17 protein-coding genes are annotated in these 19,686 nt (G+C 49.5%); 6 read left to right on the top strand and 11 right to left on the bottom strand.

The features are described from left to right. Positions 1–155: 155 nt before the first annotated feature. Entirely contained in the window at positions 156–815 is a 660-nt protein-coding gene (locus JIN82_RS16680) for a hypothetical protein (protein WP_200312809.1), read from the bottom strand. Positions 816–1,193: 378 nt separating this feature from the next. Here JIN82_RS16680 and tnpA point away from each other — a divergent pair, with 378 nt between their 5' ends. After that, positions 1,194–1,640 (top strand): IS200/IS605 family transposase, encoded by a 447-nt coding sequence (gene tnpA / locus JIN82_RS16685; RefSeq protein WP_200312810.1) that lies wholly within the window; start codon positions 1,194–1,196, stop codon positions 1,638–1,640. Positions 1,641–2,269: 629 nt separating this feature from the next. Here tnpA and leuD read toward each other — a convergent pair. From leuD to JIN82_RS16720, 7 genes are all read right to left on the bottom strand, one after another. Continuing rightward, positions 2,270–2,869, bottom strand: coding sequence for a 3-isopropylmalate dehydratase small subunit (gene leuD / locus JIN82_RS16690; RefSeq protein ID WP_200312811.1), 600 nt, complete (start codon positions 2,867–2,869; stop codon positions 2,270–2,272). Between the two features lie 26 nt (positions 2,870–2,895). Beyond that, positions 2,896–3,858: a TraB/GumN family protein gene (locus JIN82_RS16695; protein WP_200312812.1), complete on the bottom strand. Its 963-nt coding sequence runs from the start codon at positions 3,856–3,858 to the stop codon at positions 2,896–2,898. A gap of 27 nt (positions 3,859–3,885) precedes the next feature. Then, complete coding sequence (gene leuC, locus JIN82_RS16700; RefSeq protein ID WP_200312813.1) at positions 3,886–5,295, bottom strand: 3-isopropylmalate dehydratase large subunit; 1,410 nt, start codon at positions 5,293–5,295, stop codon at positions 3,886–3,888. A gap of 299 nt (positions 5,296–5,594) precedes the next feature. Next, the gene (locus JIN82_RS16705; RefSeq protein WP_200312814.1) at positions 5,595–5,984 is read right to left on the bottom strand and encodes a type II toxin-antitoxin system VapC family toxin; all 390 of its coding nucleotides are present in this window, start codon (positions 5,982–5,984) and stop codon (positions 5,595–5,597) included. Between the two features lie 8 nt (positions 5,985–5,992). Beyond that, positions 5,993–6,277: a type II toxin-antitoxin system Phd/YefM family antitoxin gene (locus tag JIN82_RS16710; protein ID WP_200312815.1), complete on the bottom strand. Its 285-nt coding sequence runs from the start codon at positions 6,275–6,277 to the stop codon at positions 5,993–5,995. 1,204 nt (positions 6,278–7,481) lie between these two features. Next, positions 7,482–9,128 (bottom strand): FAD-dependent oxidoreductase, encoded by a 1,647-nt coding sequence (locus tag JIN82_RS16715; protein WP_200312816.1) that lies wholly within the window; start codon positions 9,126–9,128, stop codon positions 7,482–7,484. A 164-nt stretch (positions 9,129–9,292) separates the two neighbouring features. Continuing rightward, a complete protein-coding gene (locus tag JIN82_RS16720; RefSeq protein WP_234042134.1) occupies positions 9,293–10,840 on the bottom strand; it encodes a sulfatase family protein in 1,548 nt (515 codons plus the stop codon). A 156-nt stretch (positions 10,841–10,996) separates the two neighbouring features. On the opposite strand from JIN82_RS16720, the gene JIN82_RS16725 reads away from it, so the two are divergent. Next, positions 10,997–11,941 (top strand): homocysteine S-methyltransferase family protein, encoded by a 945-nt coding sequence (locus tag JIN82_RS16725; protein ID WP_200312817.1) that lies wholly within the window; start codon positions 10,997–10,999, stop codon positions 11,939–11,941. After that, positions 11,922–12,455 (top strand): lipocalin family protein, encoded by a 534-nt coding sequence (locus JIN82_RS16730; protein WP_200312818.1) that lies wholly within the window; start codon positions 11,922–11,924, stop codon positions 12,453–12,455. The genes JIN82_RS16725 and JIN82_RS16730 overlap by 20 nt, the downstream gene beginning before the upstream one ends. A 391-nt stretch (positions 12,456–12,846) precedes the next feature. Here the strand turns inward: JIN82_RS16730 and JIN82_RS16735 are convergent, their stop codons facing one another. From JIN82_RS16735 to JIN82_RS16745, 3 genes are all read right to left on the bottom strand, one after another. Continuing rightward, positions 12,847–13,410 (bottom strand): hypothetical protein, encoded by a 564-nt coding sequence (locus JIN82_RS16735; protein WP_200312819.1) that lies wholly within the window; start codon positions 13,408–13,410, stop codon positions 12,847–12,849. Between the two features lie 356 nt (positions 13,411–13,766). Beyond that, complete coding sequence (locus tag JIN82_RS16740) at positions 13,767–14,906, bottom strand: transposase (RefSeq protein WP_200312820.1); 1,140 nt, start codon at positions 14,904–14,906, stop codon at positions 13,767–13,769. A 337-nt stretch (positions 14,907–15,243) separates the two neighbouring features. Further along, entirely contained in the window at positions 15,244–15,714 is a 471-nt protein-coding gene (locus tag JIN82_RS16745; RefSeq protein WP_234042135.1) for a hypothetical protein, read from the bottom strand. Positions 15,715–16,470: 756 nt separating this feature from the next. On the opposite strand from JIN82_RS16745, the gene JIN82_RS16750 reads away from it, so the two are divergent. From JIN82_RS16750 to JIN82_RS16760, 3 genes are all read left to right on the top strand, one after another. After that, on the top strand, positions 16,471–16,962 hold the full coding sequence (locus JIN82_RS16750; protein WP_200312822.1) for a hypothetical protein: 492 nt from the start codon (positions 16,471–16,473) through the stop codon (positions 16,960–16,962). 131 nt (positions 16,963–17,093) lie between these two features. Beyond that, positions 17,094–18,911: a cation:proton antiporter gene (locus JIN82_RS16755; protein WP_200312823.1), complete on the top strand. Its 1,818-nt coding sequence runs from the start codon at positions 17,094–17,096 to the stop codon at positions 18,909–18,911. Between the two features lie 9 nt (positions 18,912–18,920). Then, positions 18,921–19,682, top strand: coding sequence for a class I SAM-dependent methyltransferase (locus tag JIN82_RS16760; RefSeq protein WP_200312824.1), 762 nt, complete (start codon positions 18,921–18,923; stop codon positions 19,680–19,682). Positions 19,683–19,686: the final 4 nt, after the last annotated feature.

A 19,686-nucleotide genomic window follows, 5' to 3' on the forward strand; every position in this document is an offset into this window, starting at 1 on the left:
AAACTAGTCATCATCGATACAACTCAACATTTACACAGCTAAAACCATGGGCTGAAAGCCCCTAAGAACAAAGCCTAGGGCTTCAGCCCTAGGTCAATGCACACGAAGAGTACGCGCCCTGAAAGGGCGCCAGAAAATCTAGCCAAGAGTAGAAATCAAAGCCATCCGAGTTCTTCTGAGCGTTCACGATAGATCACCCCTAGCAGGCGAGCACTGGTCATCAAGGCATACATCGCAACAAATGAGGAAATCACACTGCCCAATATGAAGATACCATCTAATACAGCAGACAACTGGATTTCTATCAACTTGAGCCCAACTAACATCCCTACACAACACAGGTAGACTTTACCACCTCGCCACAATGAAGGCAGAACGATATGCGGACTGGCTGCGCTCAACTGGCCAAGGATAACCACAGCCAACATAGCCATGGGAAAATAAAATGCGCCAACGACATACAGCGCGTAGACGCCAATGCTAGGTAGACTCTCAGTGTATAGCGCCCAAAAGTAGGCGCCAAACGCTAGCAAATAAACCAAGGCTAACTGGAATGCTGGAGAAATCACATCAGCCATCAAGTTAGATATATCAGCGAAGGCTGGAGCATCCAGATCCCTAGTAGCCGAGCGCTGAATGAGCTCCACGTAAGTAGCCGCTAGATAACAGGCCAACAAGAAAATGGCGATGGCTCCAAATAAGGGAGCTAATACAGCCAAATCCATCATCAGAAAAAGCCCCGCGCCGATGACAAATAAGTAACGGCCCGACGGCCTCAAAGCATAACCAAATACATCCTTAACAATCTCTATCACACCAACACAGATATGCTAACAAAGCAGCTAGAGCCATTACAAAAACATCGCAATTTCACACAACAAGTAAACCAATATGGCCACCAGATTCATCTCTCTAGGCAGTTAAGGGCTACAGCCATCAAGCCCAGTAATTAACCAAGCGCTTGCACCTCGACAGTTCTACGCTCAGAGCTGACACTGTAAAGTCATGAGCTTGCCCCCAACAACTCTGAGCTCAAAGATCGCACTAAAGTAATGGGCTGAAAGCCCCTAAGAACAAAGCCTAGGGCTTCAGCCCTAGGTCAATGTATTCGAAGAATACGTGCCCTGAAAGGGCGCCAGAACACGCAGATCTACCTTGCAGCACTCACCTTCATCTGATAGATTATACATTCTATGCCTCAGTCACTCCATCAGGCCTATGCGCACATTATCTTTTCTACTAAAGAAAGGAGACCGTGGATTCAGCCTGAGTTAGAAACTAGACTCTACGAATACCTCGGCGGAATCTGCAATCACCTCGGCGCCAGCCCAATTCAAATCAACGGCATGCCCGATCACGTCCACCTGTTGATTAGAACTTCCAAAAGCATTGCCGACACCGACTTCATGCAGCATCTAAAAGGCGATTCATCTCATTGGCTTCACCAACAGGGACAACAAATCTTCGCTTGGCAATCTGGCTATGCATGGTTCAGCGTTGCCGCCAAAGACCTAGCAATAGCCAAAGAATACATCATCAAACAAAAATCTCACCATCAGACGATCACTTTCAAAGATGAACTGAGACGATTTCTCGAACAATATAACGTCCATCATGATGAGCGCTACCTGTGGGGATAAGCTATCCTTTCTAGCTCCCTTTCAGGGCGCGGGCTCTTTCCTAACCACCACCTAGGGCTGAAGCCCTAGGCTTGGTTCTTATCGGCTTTCAGCCGGCTGGACAACTAGCCAAATCACAATCCCTAAAGTTGATTACTTGCTGTGGGGGCAATCAACTTTTCTAGCTCCCTTTCAGGGCGCGGGCTCTTTACTAACTACACCTAGGGCTGAAGCCCTAGGCTTGGTTCTTATCGGCTTTCAGCCGGATGGACAACTAGCTGAATCATAATGCCTAAAATTGAGGGCTTGCAGAAGGGGCATCAACTTTTCCAGCTCCCTTTCAGGGCGCGGGCTCTTTTCCTAACTACACCTAGGGCTGAAGCCCTAGGCTTTGTTCTTATCGGCTTTCAGCCGGATGGACAACTAGCCGAATCATAATCCCTATAATTGATTGATTGCAGTGGGGGCATCAACTTTTCTAGCTCCCTTTCAGGGCGCGGGCTCTTTCCTAACCACCACCTAGGGCTGAAGCCCTAGGCTTGGTTCTTATCGGCTTTCAGCCCGTTAAATCTCTAGCTGATGAGCTTTAACAAAAAAATCCAGCTACCTTGCGGCAGCTGGATTTTTAAATTGATAATCAGCCAGTCTGATTAGACGTATGGCAGAGCTTCAGCAACAACGTCGATCTTGGCGTCGTTTTCGAGCAGTTCAGCGATAGAATCCCAGCGGCCAGCGAGCAGCGCTTCGCGAGCTGACTCAGGCATGCTGATGTCGTAGCTAGTGTCGCCACATGTAGCCTTGAGGTTCTCTAGGTCGATGTCGATCTGCACGCTAGGGTCAGCTTCAACAGCTGCGCCCATAGCTTCGATGTCAGCGCGGCTAGCACAAACACATGGCATGCCGAGGCCGGTTGAGTTACCGAAGAAGATCTCAGCAAAGCTTTCTGCGATGATGCCTTTGAAGCCGAAGCGCAGGATGGACTGAGGTGCGTGCTCACGGGATGAGCCACAGCCGAAGTTGATACCACTGAGCAGCACGGATGCGCCCTTGAATCGCTCGTCGTCAAGCGGGTGGTTAGTTGGCTCGCCAGTTTCTGGGTCGAAGCGAACGTCGTAGAACAGACCTTCTGCGAGATCGTCGAATGTCACGCATTTGAGGTAACGAGCTGGAATGATACGGTCAGTATCGATGTCGGCTCCAGGAACGTATACGCCAGTTCCCTTTACTGCTTTGATAGGTTCAATAGCCATAATAATTGGATGTCTTATTTAGATTGTTAATGAGTGATGCGAGTCACCGTGTAACCGGCCTCGATCAGGAATTTTTGGATTTTTTGATCACCGAGGAAATGTAATGTTCCAGCGGCAATGAAGTGACTCTTGGATGGATTTTTCTCTAGCTTGTTGATAATGCTCTGCGCCATTTGCTCATTGCGTTTATCTATCATTAGCTTGAGAAATTTCTCCTCTAGCGCGCGTTCTTGCGGGCTTAGCTTTTGCTCTGACCTCTGGGTATCAATGATAGCTAACAAACCTTCTGCCGATCCAACAAGATAGGCATCTCGCAGCTCACCTAGCACTTCCACTCCTTCTTCTCTAGCTTCTTTGAGCTGAGCCACGGTAATGGACAGCCACATTTGTTGTTCAGCTAGATTGAGGCTTTTGATACCACCCAGTTGTTGCTCGATGGTTTCTAATGCCCAGAGCTCTTTACCTGAGCGTCCGGCGTGTTCCCACAGTCGTGGGTCTAGGGCAGGTTTGCCTTTGAGTTGTTCCTCGAGCATGGGCAAGGTAATGGCCAATGCCCAAACTTGGAAGGTATCAAATGGCTTGAGGTCTAGCCCAGGGTTGATCGCCTTGAGCTCCACATTGACCGCGTCATAGAGGTCTTCGCCGATGAGCGACTTGAGTGGTTTTTTATCCTGACGGACAAAAACCTGCGACATCTTCAGCTGGTTTGCTAGACTGAGGTCAATTTCTGCAGCGAAGGTGTCGGCATCATCATAGGCAGTTTTGGCTGCTGGATGAAGTTTCACCACGCGCTCGTCAGACATGTGGATGGTGCCAAATAGATAGCTGGCTTTTTCTAACTCACCACCTGTGATTTCCCACAAGAATGGCTGAACTGGATGAGCTAACTGATCTAGATCTACCGCCTCAGGCTGGCCAATGGGCGCAGATTCCTCAGCCCATAGACCAAGCCATGGGAGCAGAAATGCTATGAGGAACCAGCGCATCATTTTAGAGTCAATTGATTCAGCTAGAAATTAAGCTGAGAGAACTTCGCGAGCATCAGCGATAGTGCCTGTCACTGCAGCTGCTACCACCATCACTGGTGACATGAGTACAGTACGGCCAGTAGCTGAGCCCTGACGTCCTTTGAAGTTACGGTTAGAAGATGATGCACAGAGCTGGTCACCTACTAACTTATCTGGGTTCATAGCCAGACACATGGAGCAGCCAGCGGCGCGCCATTCGAAACCAGCTTCGGTGAACACCTTGTCGAGACCTTCTTTTTCACACATGATCGCAGTGATCTGTGAGCCAGGTACAGCGATGGCTTTCACACCTTCAGCTACCTTTTTACCTTTGAGGTATTTGGCGGCTTCGCGGAAGTCAGAGATACGACCGTTAGTACATGAGCCGATGAAGGCTACGTCGATTGGAGTACCTGCGATTGGCTGACCTTCTGGCAGCTTCATGTACTCGAGAGCTTCTTTGATAGATGCTTGCTCACCAGAATCAGCGCCGTCAGCAATGCTAGGAATGCTTTCAGAGATCGCGATGCCTTGGTCTGGAGAAATACCCCAGGTTACGGTTGGCTCGATGTCAGCTGCGTTGATGTTTACCACGTCGTCGTACTCAGCATCTTCGTCAGATGCGTAGCCGAGCCAGCGCTCAACAGCAGTGTCCCACTCAGCGTCAGCTGGTGCGTATGGACGTCCCTTAAGGAACTCAAATGTAGTTTCGTCTGGGTTTACATAACCACAGCGAGCACCACCTTCGATAGACATGTTACAAACAGTCATGCGCTCTTCCATAGTAGAGTTCTTGAACCAGCTACCATTGTATTCGTATGCATAACCGATGCCACCTTTAGCACCGAGCAGACGGATGATGTGCAGCGCTACGTCCTTGGCATAGACACCAGGGCGAAGCTCGCCGTCCACGTTGATGCGGCGCACTTTCAGTGATTCGATCGCCATGGTCTGTGTGGCCAAAACGTCGCGTACCTGTGTGGTGCCGATGCCGAAAGCAATCGCACCAAAAGCACCGTGTGTCGCTGTGTGTGAATCACCACATACAATCGTTGTGCCTGGCTGAGTGATGCCCTGCTCTGGTCCTACCACGTGAACGATGCCCTGCTTACCAGAGCTGATATCGAAGTAAGTTACTCCGAACTCATCCGCATTTTTGCGGATCTCGCGCAACATCGCGTCAGCCAGTGAATCCTTCAATGGCAGTGACTGGTCATCTGTTGGCACGATGTGATCAACCGTGGCAAAAGTACGATGTGGAAACTTCACGGTCAGATCTAGATCGCGCAGCATTCCAAATGCCTGCGGGCTAGTTACTTCGTGAATCATGTGTGTCCCAATAAACAACTGGGTGCGTCCATCAGCTAACGTGCTCACGCGGTGAGCATCCCAAACTTTTTGATAAAGATTTTTCCCCATAATTTTTCGCCTTGAAATTTTTGCGGACAGCGCTTTTAGCGCAATTTTGCGCAATGTAAACCCTATTGCAGGGCTCTTTGGCCGTACCACAGCGCTATTTGCAATGAATCGTCCACAAGGTCAAATGCTTATTATCTCCAGCAATTCAATATCAATCAGATATCAGCTATCTTTATAATCAGTACTCGTTAAGCGTCTGCCGTCCAACCACCGTTTTATCTACCGTGATCTGAATCATTTCCCACCAGCCACATCCACCCAGCCAGCTGGAAAAAAATCACCACTCATGAACCCATTTGCTACCGCCACAGCCGCTCGATGCCATAGCCGTCCAGCTTGCTATCGGCAGAAATAATGGGCAACTGGCGCAGCTGACACTCAGCTACCAGCAACCTGTCAAATGGATCTCCATGCAACCGCGGCAACGACGAAGCCCTGCGCATTGCTGGCCAGCTGATAGGTAAAATCTCAAACCCCAGCGAACTCAATAATCCCGGCAAATCCGGGTGGTCGCCGTAATCAACCTGCAATTTCCCCAAACTGAATTTTAGCGAAATCTCCCACAAGCTAGCCAGCGAGACATAATTCACAGCCTCGTCCCGCTCTATCATTTCAGCCAGCTCATTATGCAGCCGCGGCGAGTCCTGCAAAAAGAAAACCAGCGCGTTGGTATCTAGTAAATAGTCCATCTCCTCAGCTAGTCATAACGAGCCGGTCCCTCAGCCACCATGCCCACCGGCAAATCATCCGCGAGTTGCGAATAATCCGCAAAACCAACGTCGATATCATCAAAATCCTCAGCCATCGCAAATGCGCTAGATTTCAGCGCGCCACGCGTTGGTTTCACCTGAACTTTAGGCAGCGAAAGCTGCGCCACCGCCTTGCCATGCCGTGTCAGCAAAATATCACCTCCTCCTGCCTCCAGCTCTGCCACCAGCGCCGAAAGATTGGTCTTGGCTTCATATAATCCCACCTTTTTCATAGTCAGACTAGTCTAGTCCAATTTTACCATTCGTCAAGCAAACCCAAAACCCCAAACCCTTAACCATAAGGCACATAGGCGAGCCCCATCAGCAAATCTATAGCCTCAAAGGGGAAAAACAGCCCCCAACATCCCAGCTCCGAAGGAGCGAAACAGCCTAGCCTAGGGCGCAGCCCTAGGAATCAAACCACCACCAACCCAAAGCCCTGAAAGGGCGAAACAGCACCCGACATCCCAGCTCCAAAGGAGCAAAATAGCCTAGCCTAGGGCGCAGCCCTAGGAATCAAACCACCACCAACCCAAAGCCCTGAAAGGGCGAAACAGCACCATACATTCCAGCTCCGAAGGAGCAAAACAGCCTAGCCTAGGGCGCAGCCCTAGGAATCAAACCACCACCAATCCAAAGCCCTGAAAGGGCGAAACAGCCCCATACATCCCAGCTCCAAAGGAGCGAAACAGCCTAGCCTAGGGCGCAGCCCTAGGAATCAAACCACCACCAACCCAAAGCCCTGAAAGGGCGAAACAGCCCCCGACATCCCAGCTCCGAAGGAGCGAAACAGCCTAGCCTAGGGCGCAGCCCTAGGAATCAAACCACCACCAANCCAAAGCCCTGAAAGGGCGAAACAGCACCCGACATCCCAGCTCCAAAGGAGCAAAATAGCCTAGCCTAGGGCGCAGCCCTAGGAATCAAACCACCACCAATCCAAAGCCCTGAAAGGGCGAAACAGCACCCGACATCCCAGCTCCAAAGGAGCAAAACAGCCTAGCCTAGGGCGCAGCCCTAGGAACCAAACCACCACCAATCCAAAGCCCTGAAAGGGCAAAACAGCACCCGACATCCCAGCTCCAAAGGAGCAAAACAGCCTAGCCTAGGGCGCAGCCCTAGGAATCAAACCACCACCAACCCAAAGCCCTGAAAGGGCGAAACAGCACCAGACATCCCAGCTCCAAAGGAGCGAAACAGCCTAGCCTAGGGCGCAGCCCTAGGAATCAAACCACCACCAAACCAAAGCCCTGAAAGGGCAAAACAGCACCCCACAATCCAGCAAACCTATCAAGCCAACTCCAACAATCAGGCTCGAAAACTGAAAACTGAAAACTGAAAACTGAAAACTGAAAACAAAAAACAAGGGAGAAAACCATCGGCCCTCCCCCTCGCTCAATGAATGAAAAAACTCACTCTTCTCTAATCTCCATTCACTCTTCAAAGCGCCTGCGTCACGCCGCCCATGATGCTGGCGGCATCAAATCCATTCTGGCTGAGCACACGCGCCGCCATGTAGCTGGTTTTGCCAATCACACAAATCGTCGCCACCGGACGGTTGACATCTAACTCACCAAGCCGGCTTCTCAGCTCAACCATAGGGATGTTAATCGCATTCGCCACCGGTCTAGCAGCAGCCATCGCAGCCGGCCTCACGTCTACAATCTGCACACTCTCATCAGTAGGGATGCTAGCGAGAGTTTTCACATGCCCAGCCATCACATTACCTGCGGCAAATCCTGCAATGTTCACTGGATCTTTAGCACTGCCAAATGGCGGTGCGTAGGCCAGCTCCAGATGAGTGAGATCGTCAATCGTTAGCTTCCCGCGCAGCGCAGTAGCTAGCACATCCAGCCGCTTATCCACACCTTCTTTACCATACGCTTCACCACCTAGCAGACGGCCAGATTCTGGATCCCACATGATTTTCACCGTCAAGCGCTCTGCTCCTGGATAATAGCCAGCGTGATGGTCCGCGTGCACCAGCACAGATTTGAAATCCACACCCAGCTGGCTGAGACGTTTTTCAGACAGTCCTGTAATGCCAGCTGCCTGATCAAACACTCTAACGATAGCGGTGCCGATAGTTCCTGGATAAGCCTGTGCTTTTTCCCCCAGCACAATGTGATCTGCAGCTGTGCGACCTTGTCGGTTAGCTGGTCCACCAAGCGGCACCGCATTGTACGCATCAGAGCCTGCGGCATCAGCTGATAGAGGATTGGCTGACTCAATCACATCACCAACCGCGTAGATATTCGCATCGCTCGTCTGCATGTAGTCATTCACCCGGATATGTCCGCGTGGGCCTAACTCTAGCCCTGCATTTGCAGCCAGCTCACTCTCCGGACGCACACCGATAGATAGCAAAGCCAGCTCCGTGCGCACTTCTTTTCCTGAGTTCAGTTTCACAACCAACTCATTAGCTTGCGGGTCAAAGGAGGCAATCCCATCACCTAGGATCAACTCCACGCCATTCGCTAACATCGTCTCTTCAATGCCCTTGGTCATCTCACCATCCAGCAGTGGTAAGACTTGCTCCTGCAGCTCCACCACCGTCACTTTTTTACCAATGTGCACCAACTGCTCGGCCACCTCTAAGCCAATAAATCCAGCACCAATGATCGTCACGTGATCCAGCTGCGCTACATGATCAATCAGCCTGTCCATATCTTGCAGGTTGCGCAATGTTAGGACGCGAGCGTCATCTATGCCAGCTAGCGGCGGACGCAGCGGTGATGCACCCGGCGCCAGAACTAACTTATCATAGCTGAGCTCATACTCGCCTTCTAGCGTTCTCACGGTCACTGATTTTTCAGCTGGCTGCACATTCACCACCTCGCTGCCCGTGCGCACATCCAGATTCAACAGCGCTTTGAGTTTTGCTGGCGTTTGCACCGCCAGCGCATCTCTATCTTCAATCTCACCTCCCACGTGATAGGGCAATCCACAGTTTGCAAAGGACACATCTGGCCCGCGCTCAAGCATGATGATCTCTGCATCTTCCGCTAACCTGCGTGCGCGCGCTGCTACTGAAGCTCCTCCGGCGACGCCGCCAACAATCACAATTTTCTGCTTTTCTTGATTCATAATCGTTTCGTTGATGGAATGTATATATAATCAATTGCGAATACATGCAAATAAAAAAAATCCCCACCCTCGCTCAGAGAGATGAAAATCACCATTCCCTCCAAGCTGGCTGGGGCTCAAAAACAAGAACCAGAGCGCAAACTTACGCCCTAAAAACCTAGACCTTATTCTTTTTCGGCTTTGGACTTCTTACTTTTTTTGGCTTTTTTCACCGGTATGTTTTCTGCGCGCTCTTTGTAGATCACCACCTCGATATCATTAGTCAATGGCTCACCCGCCGTACTGCGGCCCGATGTGATTTGCTTCTCTATCAAATCTACCAGCTGCTTCACCACTTCTGGATTCTGGCTAACTACATTATTTTCCTCTTTGAAATCAGCCTCCATATCGTAGAGCTGAAACTCTGGCGCCCCAGCATCTGGATGCGCTGATTTTCCGTCATAAGCACACAGCGCGAGCTTCCATTTCCCTTTGCGAATCGCAAATCGCCCACTAGATGAATGGTGAATCAAATCCTGCCTGCTAGAATGACCGCCAGTTAGCGACGGCAACATGCTGATAGAATCAGGACCTGCGCCAGCTGGCATTGCCACTCCAGTGATCTCAGCGCAAGTCGCCATCAGATCGTTTAAGCCTATCAGGTCGCTAGAAGTACTTCCAGCTGCCACCTTGGCTGGCCAGCGCACGATGAACGGTACGCGGTGGCCCCCCTCCCAGATATGCCTTTTATAGCCACGGAATGGGCCGCTAGAATAATGACCAAACTCTGATTCTAACTTCGACGAGTTAGCTGGCGCAGCCGAGCAGCCATTGTCAGCAGTGAATACAACGATGGTATTTTCGCGCAGGCCATTATCGTCCACAGCCTGGATGATTCTGCCAGCCACCGCATCAGTATGCATGACAAAATCCGCATACGGAGAAATCCCTTTTTCCTGCCACACATCTGAAGGCACAATAGGCGAATGCGGCGCGCCTAAAGCCACATATAAGAAAAATGGTGTCTCTTTATCACTCCCCCTATCAGCTAAGTAACTCACCGCTTTATCAGCACAAAGATCGAGCACCTTTGCATGTGATGTTTCTTCTACCACTTTGTTATTTTCTATCAGAGTGTCCATGCTCTTGGCATGGTGGAAGCCATAAAAATAATCGAACCCACGGCTCGTCGGCCCATTAGGGATAATCGTGCCCACTGGCACGCCAAGAGAAAAAGTCGTTCTATCATCTGCGGTCCTTACAGCATTGCCTTCAGCGTCTTCATATCTAATGCCTAGGTGCCACTTACCTACCGCAGCTGTGGTATAGCCAGCTTGTTTCAACAGCTGGGGAACGGTCAGAATATCCTCTTTAATTAGGCTATCATGGCCACCTTTGTTTGAGCTAAAGACCCCAGCTTGCAGTTTTGTGCGCCAAGAATATCGCCCCGTTAGTAAGGCGTAACGTGACGGCGTGCAAACCGCAGAGGCGGAGTGAGCATCGGTAAAGGTCATGCCATTCTTAGCCAGCGCATCTACCTGCGGCGTGGCGATTTTCCCCCGCTCTGGGTTCAGGCACTGGATGTCGCCGTAGCCAAGGTCATCACACATGATGTACACAAAGTTTGGTTTATCAGCCGCCTGCGCTGCCATCGTTGCTACTGCCGCAACCATCCCGAGTGAAGATTTGAAGCGGCTCAGAGCGAAGGTCTCAACAGCTTTTTTTATTCTCATTTTCATACTGGAGTAAAACTTTTACACGATCAGTTTAATATGCAATGAATTTGCGAGCCTAGTTATACAAATTTTGGCATTACCCAAGCAAGCCGAGCAAATACATCCCCCTCAATAAATCGTTGAGAAGCTATCAATCCGTGCCATCTTCAGCCCATGCAGACATTTCTAACGAGCTATCCGCTCATCCTTGGCGAAGCCGCCATTGCCGAACGACTGCGGCGTCTTGATGGCATCCAGCTAGATCCCATGGTCTTTAATACCCCATTCATCTACGACGACAATCTCGCCGAGCTCATGGCAGACATCCATCGCCAATACTACCAGGTCGCTAGAGATTTCCTGCTGCCTATCATGAGCACCGCTCCCACCTGGCGCATCGATGCCCAGCGCATCCAGCTGGCTGGTCTGCCAGAATCCGTCAACCGCGATGCGGTTGACTTCCTCATCCAGCTGCGTGAACGCACGCGTACCGAGTTCCCTGCTCAGCCAGAAATTAAAATCGGCGCGCTGATAGGTCCGCAGAATGATTGTTATCAACCGCAAGATGCTCCCGCCGCCGCAGATGCGGAAAAATTCCACCGCTGGCAGGTTGAGCAGCTCGCCACCACTCAGGCGGACTACCTCATGGCTCAAACATTGCCCGCAGTGAGCGAGGCTCTTGGCCTTGCCCACGCCATCAGCCAGACAGACAAACCCTACATCCTCAGCTTCTGCATCGGCCCCAATGGACGCATCCTCGATGGCCATTCTTTAGCTGACGCCATCGATCAAATCGACAACTCTGTTAGCCGACCACCGCTAGCGTATTTTGTCAATTGCGCCTACCCTAGCTTTCTCCAGCAAGCCCTAGCAGACCACCAAACTGAAAACCCAAGCTCCCCGCTTTCCCACCGCCTGATAGGCATGCAGGCCAATTCATCCTCGCTAGACCAAAGCCAGCTAGATGGCGCCAAACAAACCCAACAAGACAGCCTATCAGACTGGGGTGAGCAAATGCTCGACCTCCACCGTGCTGGCCTGCGCGTCCTCGGTGGATGCTGCGGCACCACTGACGCCCACCTCAACTACATTGCCCGTCATGCAAAAAATCACTCGTAAACTCACCCTATTGTTAGCCTCAGCTATCAGCCTGACTGCCCTTAGCCAGTGCACCACCAAATCCCCAGCGGACATCCAGCCAGTCAGCCAGTTCCAGCTCGACCGCTACCTTGGCACTTGGTACGAAATCGCCCGCCTCGACCATTCATTCGAGCGTGGTTTAGAAAACATCAGCGCCAACTATAGCCAAAACCCTGACGGCACTGTCAAAGTCATCAACCGAGGGTTCAAAACCGCAACCCAACAATGGCAAGAAGCTGAAGGCAAAGCCAAGTTTGTCGCCGACCCCACCACCGGTCACCTCAAAGTTTCTTTCTTTGGCCCTTTCTACGGTTCATACATCATCTTCGAGTTAGATCACAAAGGCTACCAATACGCATTGATCAGCGGCCCCAACAAAAACTACTTCTGGCTGCTAGCTCGCACACCCGAACTCGACGCCAAGCTGCAAAGCGAACTCATCAACCTAGCCAAAGCCAAAGGGTTTGCCACCGACCAACTCATCTTCCCCTAACAAGACCAAGCAAAAGCTGACAACTAAAAACACCTAACCTCCCCCGCGCACCATCGTAATTTGAAATAAAAAAGCCCCACTCCATCCATGATGAAGTGAGGCTTGTCAGATGAACTGTGGTTTATTGACCTGAGTTAGCTAGCTCTGATCAGATCCTAACTCGTCGACATTGCTCTCCTAACTTCCGCAGGGAAAAGTCCCACTCCTCATAAGAGAAGTGGAACGGAGTCAAATGCAATGCCAAACCGCCGAGCGATGTTTTCGATATGGTGAGAGATATCTAGCTGTAGCCATAACCCCTACAGATAACTCAGGTTGAGCTATTTGCAAAAATTACTCACCACAGTTTGTATGTCTAATGATATATATCTAGTGATATAGGTGATTTACTTTATTCTTTTTGACCGTCAGCTTTAAAAATAACCGTACTCACTTTCAACTCTTGCCAATGTTCTGTTTTATCACTCGAAATCATCCACTTAATGGTTACATGGCAGAAATCTACATCATCAACTAGGTCCTTATGATCATTTTCAAACGGAACAAAATCTATTCTATAAACCAATTCTTGACCTGAACGAAGCTGTCTGTATTTCTGTGCTGAAGCAAGATTGACATCTTTCAAACTCCACCATCTATTCTGCCTGAGTTCGTAGACTCCATCTGATCCACTATACAAAGTTTTTCTAATACTGTATGTATATGGATTATGGATTACTGGACTGATCCTACCTAGTGCGTCAAATCGAAATTCACCTTTAGGGAGACGCCCTATCACATCATCACCTTCATTTTTTATTTTTATGTACAGAGCGACACTTTCCCCTATTAGGACAGGCTTTTTAGGAGGAATAGCTACAATATCAATTGAGTCCGTTATTTTCCTCTCAGCCAAAACTGAAGAGCTGTTGACAAATAAGATTAGCCCACATCCGCAAATAGGTATCAACTTCATTTTTTATAATGTTCCTGTAGTTAAAAACTAACATATCACAAGACAGATTTATCAATAGACTAGCGGCTCATGCAAGATTTAATCGCATCTATTTGTTAGCCAAAATTACTGAATTTAGATAGCAATTCAAAATTTAACATTCCAGCTGGCTGGATTACTGGCCAACTGGGCTTCAAGACGTTACTAAATTTTATAACTGGGATCATTGAACGTCATTTCAGTCAGTTTCAAGCTGACTTTGCTGCCAACAAAAACACAGTTCTCCAGCGACAGGCGGATAGAACTGCTTTTCTTAATGTCGATTTGTTGGGCCAGTCGGATTTATCAAATGAGGCTGAGAAATCCAGCTAGCTGGCTCACTCCAGTTCGTTTGGCAGTGGCGGTTCCTGCTGGAGATCGCGCATGGCGCAGACCTCTTTGGGTGATTGGCTCCAGTGCTTTGACTTCATCTTACGAGCGCCAGATTTACGTTTTTCACCGAACCATTCCTTCGTCTGTTGGAACACCTCATTGAGAAATGATTGACTCCCTATCGCCATGCCATCGCTGAAGTGGCGGACTTTGTGCCGCAGCAGATAGGCCATGTTCACCTGGCCGTTAGCTTCAGCCACTTTCTCGATTTCGTCTTTCCTGATTCCCTTTCTAACTTGAGATTTCACCCACTGGCCATCGCGGGTCATGATGTCTTTGAATGTCTGCTCAGCATCGGTATATAACAGCACGCGGTAACGTTCAGCGCAGCCATCCGTCCAGTAATGCCGGGCATTTTCTTCATCCCACGGCTGGTTTTCTGCCGCTGAGTTAGGCATTTCATCTTTCAGCCAGAGCACACGACATAACCCACGGCGCGCGCGTTTATCTCCAGCTAGAGCGGCGCCATAACTACACCATCGATAGTCCTCTGGTTTCTCTACCATGCCCGCTCTAACGGGATTAAGATCAATGTAGGTCGACATGATTCTAGCTACATAACCGGCTTGCACGAGCACGCTGGTATATCGACCGCTCCACAGGTAGCCGTCTCGGTTGTTATGCCTATTGTACCAGCGACTGAACCGCTGCTTTAGGCTCTTCATGAAGTTGCCCAAATCGTGCATCCGGTTGGTATATTGGCGCTTGAAGTTATCCGCCGCAACCCGACTAGTGTTCCCTTCAGCATCTTGGCTAGCAGTCTCTAGCAAGTTATAAAATATCTGCTTCACCTCGGCGTAGTAGCTGGGTGAATACAGCGCCTTCACGCGTCGTAAAAACTCATCATCGCTAATTTCCACCTCACCTTCCTTGGGCACTTCGACCAGCAGATGAAAATGGTTCGACATCACACAATAGCTGAGGATTTTGACGCCATAGAAGGCCTCACAATTACGCATGAGTCCAACAAATAGCTCACGCTCAGTATCACCCAAAATAAATCGCCGATCCACCACACGCGAAATGCAATGGTAAACCGCCGAGCGGTGTTTTCGATATGGAGAGAGATATCTAGCTGTAGCCATAATCCCTACAGATAACTCAAATTGAGCTATTTGCAAAAATTATTGGCCACAGTTTGTATGTCTAGTGATATGCAATAGCTGAGAATTTTGACGCCATAGAAGGTCTCACAATTACGCATGAGTCCAACAAATAGCTCACGCTCAGTATCACCTAAAATAAATCGCCGATCCACCACACGCGAAATGCAATGGTACACCGCCGATCGGTGTTTTCGATATGGAGAGAGATATCTAGCTGTAGCCATAATCCCTACAGATAACTCAAATTGAGCTATTTGCAAAAATTATCCACCACAGTTTGTATGTCTAGTGATATGCGAGTAAGCAAGCTAGATGCCTAGAATTCATAACTCCATACTCCAACTCCTTTGACCCTATCGTTATCTATTGTTACAAAAACACCTTCAAAAAGGTATAGCGGAGTACCAACATACAACTCTCCCTCAGAATCAAATCTACCTTTGCCAAATCTTTCTTTAACACTCTTAAAAGAATGGCCTATAGGGGTATAGTCGTCACTAAAATGAAACGCTTCGTTTTCCGTGTATAATGCTCTAATCATATCACGGCGGCCCACGTCTATACGGACAGACTCTTCTGTATAAAAGAAAAACTCCGTCTGGCCGGATACTTTATCCCCTAAGCAATAAGGGCCTATAGAAGTACCGGAGATTATAAGCATATCTTTATCAAGATCCTCAATAGGATTGTTCTCACACCCCTGAACAGCGATCAGGAAAATGACAAATAACACCTGTAATCCAAATTTCAACATCACCTTTATTAGATTGTCTGTCTTTATATCCACTCCTAACGATAATTCGAATTCAGATAATTGAAGGCCTTCTTAAGCGCTTTAGAACTAAGTTGATTTCCGAATTCTAGCTTTTTATCTCCTTCTTGAACATCTAGAAAACGATTACTTCTATACCCAGGACTGCAAGTAGTAACGAGCTCCACCACAGCTTGAGAAGTAAAGTTGTACTCTTTTGATATTATGAACTTCTTCTTAAGGAGAAATCCATTATCGATTTTTGTAATTTCCATCTTAAGGAAAAAAAGATAACAAGATACAGAGAGCGTCCATATCGCAACTGGCAGCATAAACATATACGGTATGATGCTTTGAGCTCGTGCCGTACCTGTATGTGTTACCTGATAAGACAGGTAGGCTATAAAAACAGACACTATAAGTACGTTTGACCAATCCATGTCAAATCGATTAAATTTCATAATATCTCTATATTCATTTATTAAAGGGTGAAGTTGAACAGCTCAGGTCCTCCCTATTGTGCCCCACTTAGTCCACCGAGTTTTCTGCAGCATATTACAAGACAGTGTTTAGCATCGGCCTAGCAGGATGGACAACATCAAATCGCATCATATTGTTAGCTTAAATAACTGAATTTTGATAGCAAATCAGGATTCAAGCTTCCGGTTCGTTTGGCGCCAGAGCTTCAGCTTTATCATGCGTCTAGCTAGATTAGACGCAGTGGTCTGAGGGAGATGGTTTTGGCTGAAATATCATCCTTGGCATTTAAAACGGTGGAACTATGCTTTGGGCATGGATCTATTTTTACAAATCATGTCTCAGCCATTTGTCTGGGGCCTATTGGTTGGCCTTGGGCTGGTGGTGATGGTTTGGCGCTTGCAGCGCAAAGACGTCAAGATGCTGAAATCTGAGCTGAAGCGTGTGGAAACCGACAATAAAGAGCTGCAGACACATCTCAATACGCAGCTGAAAATCAATGCTAAAGGCAACGAACAGCTGCAGAGCCAGCTCGACGAGATGCGCGAGCAGAATGAAACCCTAAAGTCTAACTTGAACGTCGCACAGCAGAAACCAGGCCGCGCCGAAATGCGCCAGCTGCAGCTGATAGAATCAGCACTGCGCGCGATGCGTGAAGATGCGCCGGGATTTGCTCCCGCATGGGAAAAGGCAATGCGTGAGGCTGAAAGCGAGCAAGAAGCCGCTGAAGGCGGGCTAAAAAAACTAATGCGCCGTGTGATGCCAGCAACTAGCGCGCCGAAGCTAACGGACAGTAGCGAAAGTTAATGGCTAATGCTTAATACCAGCGCGGGTGTCAGCTAGGCAATCAAACAATGCCTTGCTAGGAAGTTGACAAAATTGACACCTAACGACAGCTCACATACCAGCTGGCTAGCCAATATACTCCCACTGTAATTATGGCACCACTCACCTATCTCACGCTCATTTTGGGCATTGGCATCCTCGCTCAATGGCTAGCCTGGCGGTTTCGATTTCCGTCTATCTTGCTATTGCTCATCTCTGGCTTCGCGCTGGAGTTTTTCTCAGGGGTATCTATCGATGCCTACCTGCGCGAAGACGTGCTGCTCGCTGGCATCGGCTTGTGTGTCTCGTTGATTTTGTTTGAAGGCGGACTAACGCTGAAATTTGCCGACCTAAGGGAAAGCGGCACACCGGTACTGCGGTTGTGCACCATTGCCGTCGTCGTTAGCTTCATTCTAACGGGAGCTGTTACTCATTACATTCTCGGCTACGACTGGCGAGTTGCCGGCTTGCTAGGGGCGATCTTAGTGGTCACTGGCCCGACGGTGATAGCGCCCTTGCTGCGCCACATCAAACCCTCACGTAAGGTGGGTAACATCGTCAAATGGGAAGGCATCGTGGTGGATCCTATTGGCGCGATTCTTGCGGTTTTGATCTTCCAAGCGGCGATCGCTGGCGATGCGGACCAAGCGCAAAAAGTCATCCTCATCTCGCTAGGAAAAACCATTCTGGTAGGCGGTGTGATGGCTGTCATTTTGGCCAAACTTATCGAGCAGATGCTCAAGCGTCACTTGATCCCAGACTTCCTCCACTCGGTAGTTCTACTGGCTATAAATGCGGTGGCCTTCTCTGCATCTAATGAAATCCAGCCAGAATCTGGCCTGCTCACCAGCACCGTGTTAGGCATTGCTTTGGCCAACCAAAAATCGGTCTCGGTAAAACACATTCTCGAGTTCAAAGAGAACCTGCGTGTGCTGATTATTTCCCTGCTCTTTGTAGTTCTATCAGGGCGCATTGCTCCAGCTAGTATCTATGCCGTACTTGTCCCGGGTTTGATCCTGCTATTTTTCCTCATCGTTATCATTCGTCCAGCTTCGGTCTTTATCGCCAACATCTTTTCTAAAAAGGTCAGCTTGCCAGAAAAGGCATTTCTAGCGGCGCTGGCGCCACGCGGCATCGTCGCCGCAGCGGTGACCTCCGTATTTGCCCTCGAGATGGAGCACGCGGCTAAGGCTGGCCATCTATCACCTCACATCGCTGAGCAGGCTAACCACATGGTAGCGCTGATCTTCATCGTCATCATCGGCACCGTGACCTTCTACGGGCTACTAGCTGCGCCCATTGCTAGACGGCTTGGTTTGGCGGCGAAAAATCCACGTGGTGTTTTGTTTGCCGGCGCTGCTCACTGGACACGTTTGATAGCCAAAGCACTGCAAGACGACGGCCATTCAGTCCTCCTGCTAGATACCAACTACGATCGTGTTGCCCGTGCTCGCGTCCATGGCCTGAATGCCAAACGCGCTAACATCCTCTCCGAATACGTCGAAGAAGAACTCGACCTCACTGGCCTCGGGCAGTTGATAGCCTGTACACCTAACGACGAGGTAAACTCGCTAGCTAGCCAGGAATTTATACACATCTTTGGCAGCGAAAACATCTGGCAAGTAGCGCCACGCGATGACAACCGCAGCACCGCCACCGCTGTGGCCTCACGTATGCGCAGCCGGATTTCATTTCCTGGTAGACCCCAGCACTTGCAGCTAGAATCTCTAGCAAAAAATGGCGCAACGATTGAGAAATCGATCTTAAACGAGGCTCTGAACTACGCCAGCTATGTTGAGCAAAACCCCGAGCACATCGTTTTGTTTGTCGACAACCCCGAGAAGGGTGGGCTCAAGGCGGCGTCTGAAGATACCAAAGCTCCAGGTGCCGGCACGATAATTTACTCGCTCGTGCCCGCCACCTCAGCCTAAACTGCGGCCATGTACGCCTCACTCGAAGCCACCTTGCACGACGCCTTCTGGGCAGCCGAAGATGAAAACTCAGAGCTCGCGCTGATCGAGCAATTTCTAGCTAGCCGCCCGGGCTCGACGCTCGAGCTTGGCTGCGGGTCTGGTCGTCTGCTGCTGCCATTGATAGAGTCGGGCATCGACATCGAAGGGCTAGACTCGTCAGCTGATATGCTCAGACTGTGCAAAGCGGCGGCAAAAAAACAAAAACTCACACCAAAGCTACACCGCGGAAAAATTGAAACGTTAGATCTGAAGAAAAAGTATACTAACGTCTTGATTCCAGCGTTCACCTTGCAGCTGGTAGATTTGCCATCCATCCCTAGCGCCTTGGAAACTATCCGCGAGCACATGGAAGAAGGCGGCGGCCTCTACCTAACCACATTCATCCCTTGGGCTGAGCTCACCGATGACGTGGAAGAGGGAAAATGGTTCACCGACAAAGAAATCAACTTTGACGAAAAGCACAAAGCGACATGTCAGACGCGCCATTTCATCCAGCGCATTCCACAGATTCTCGAGCGCGAGCACCGCTACGAAATCAAAAATGACAAAGGCAAAGTGATCGAATCTCACGACAGCCTGCAAACACTAACATGGTTCTGGCAACGTGAGCTGCACCTGCTGCTAGCTAGCGCAGGATTCCGTGTTGAGGAAACCATTGGCGACTTCCAGCCAAATACGCCGCTAGACAATGACGCGTCTATCCTGACCACCATTGCCTACGCCGTGTAATACC

Origin of the sequence: Persicirhabdus sediminis (assembly GCF_016595495.1) — a bacterium.
Classification (GTDB): Bacteria; Verrucomicrobiota; Verrucomicrobiia; order Verrucomicrobiales; family Akkermansiaceae; genus Persicirhabdus; species Persicirhabdus sediminis.

Excerpts from the sequence above, each read along its gene's own strand:
- JIN82_RS16715 (WP_200312816.1), bottom strand. The coding sequence starts at position 9,128 with ATGAATCAAGAAAAGCAGAAAATTGTGATTGTTGGCGGCGTCGCCGGA.
- JIN82_RS16710 (WP_200312815.1), bottom strand. The coding sequence starts at position 6,277 with ATGAAAAAGGTGGGATTATATGAAGCCAAGACCAATCTTTCGGCGCTG.
- tnpA (WP_200312810.1), top strand. The coding sequence starts at position 1,194 with ATGCCTCAGTCACTCCATCAGGCCTATGCGCACATTATCTTTTCTACT.
- leuD (WP_200312811.1), bottom strand. The coding sequence starts at position 2,869 with ATGGCTATTGAACCTATCAAAGCAGTAAAGGGAACTGGCGTATACGTT.
- JIN82_RS16755 (WP_200312823.1), top strand. The coding sequence starts at position 17,094 with ATGGCACCACTCACCTATCTCACGCTCATTTTGGGCATTGGCATCCTC.
- JIN82_RS16695 (WP_200312812.1), bottom strand. The coding sequence starts at position 3,858 with ATGATGCGCTGGTTCCTCATAGCATTTCTGCTCCCATGGCTTGGTCTA.
- JIN82_RS16730 (WP_200312818.1), top strand. The coding sequence starts at position 11,922 with ATGCAAAAAATCACTCGTAAACTCACCCTATTGTTAGCCTCAGCTATC.
- JIN82_RS16760 (WP_200312824.1), top strand. The coding sequence starts at position 18,921 with ATGTACGCCTCACTCGAAGCCACCTTGCACGACGCCTTCTGGGCAGCC.
- JIN82_RS16740 (WP_200312820.1), bottom strand. The coding sequence starts at position 14,906 with ATGGCTACAGCTAGATATCTCTCTCCATATCGAAAACACCGCTCGGCG.
- JIN82_RS16750 (WP_200312822.1), top strand. The coding sequence starts at position 16,471 with ATGGATCTATTTTTACAAATCATGTCTCAGCCATTTGTCTGGGGCCTA.
- JIN82_RS16735 (WP_200312819.1), bottom strand. The coding sequence starts at position 13,410 with ATGAAGTTGATACCTATTTGCGGATGTGGGCTAATCTTATTTGTCAAC.
- leuC (WP_200312813.1), bottom strand. The coding sequence starts at position 5,295 with ATGGGGAAAAATCTTTATCAAAAAGTTTGGGATGCTCACCGCGTGAGC.
- JIN82_RS16725 (WP_200312817.1), top strand. The coding sequence starts at position 10,997 with ATGCAGACATTTCTAACGAGCTATCCGCTCATCCTTGGCGAAGCCGCC.
- JIN82_RS16720 (WP_234042134.1), bottom strand. The coding sequence starts at position 10,840 with ATGAGAATAAAAAAAGCTGTTGAGACCTTCGCTCTGAGCCGCTTCAAA.
- JIN82_RS16705 (WP_200312814.1), bottom strand. The coding sequence starts at position 5,984 with ATGGACTATTTACTAGATACCAACGCGCTGGTTTTCTTTTTGCAGGAC.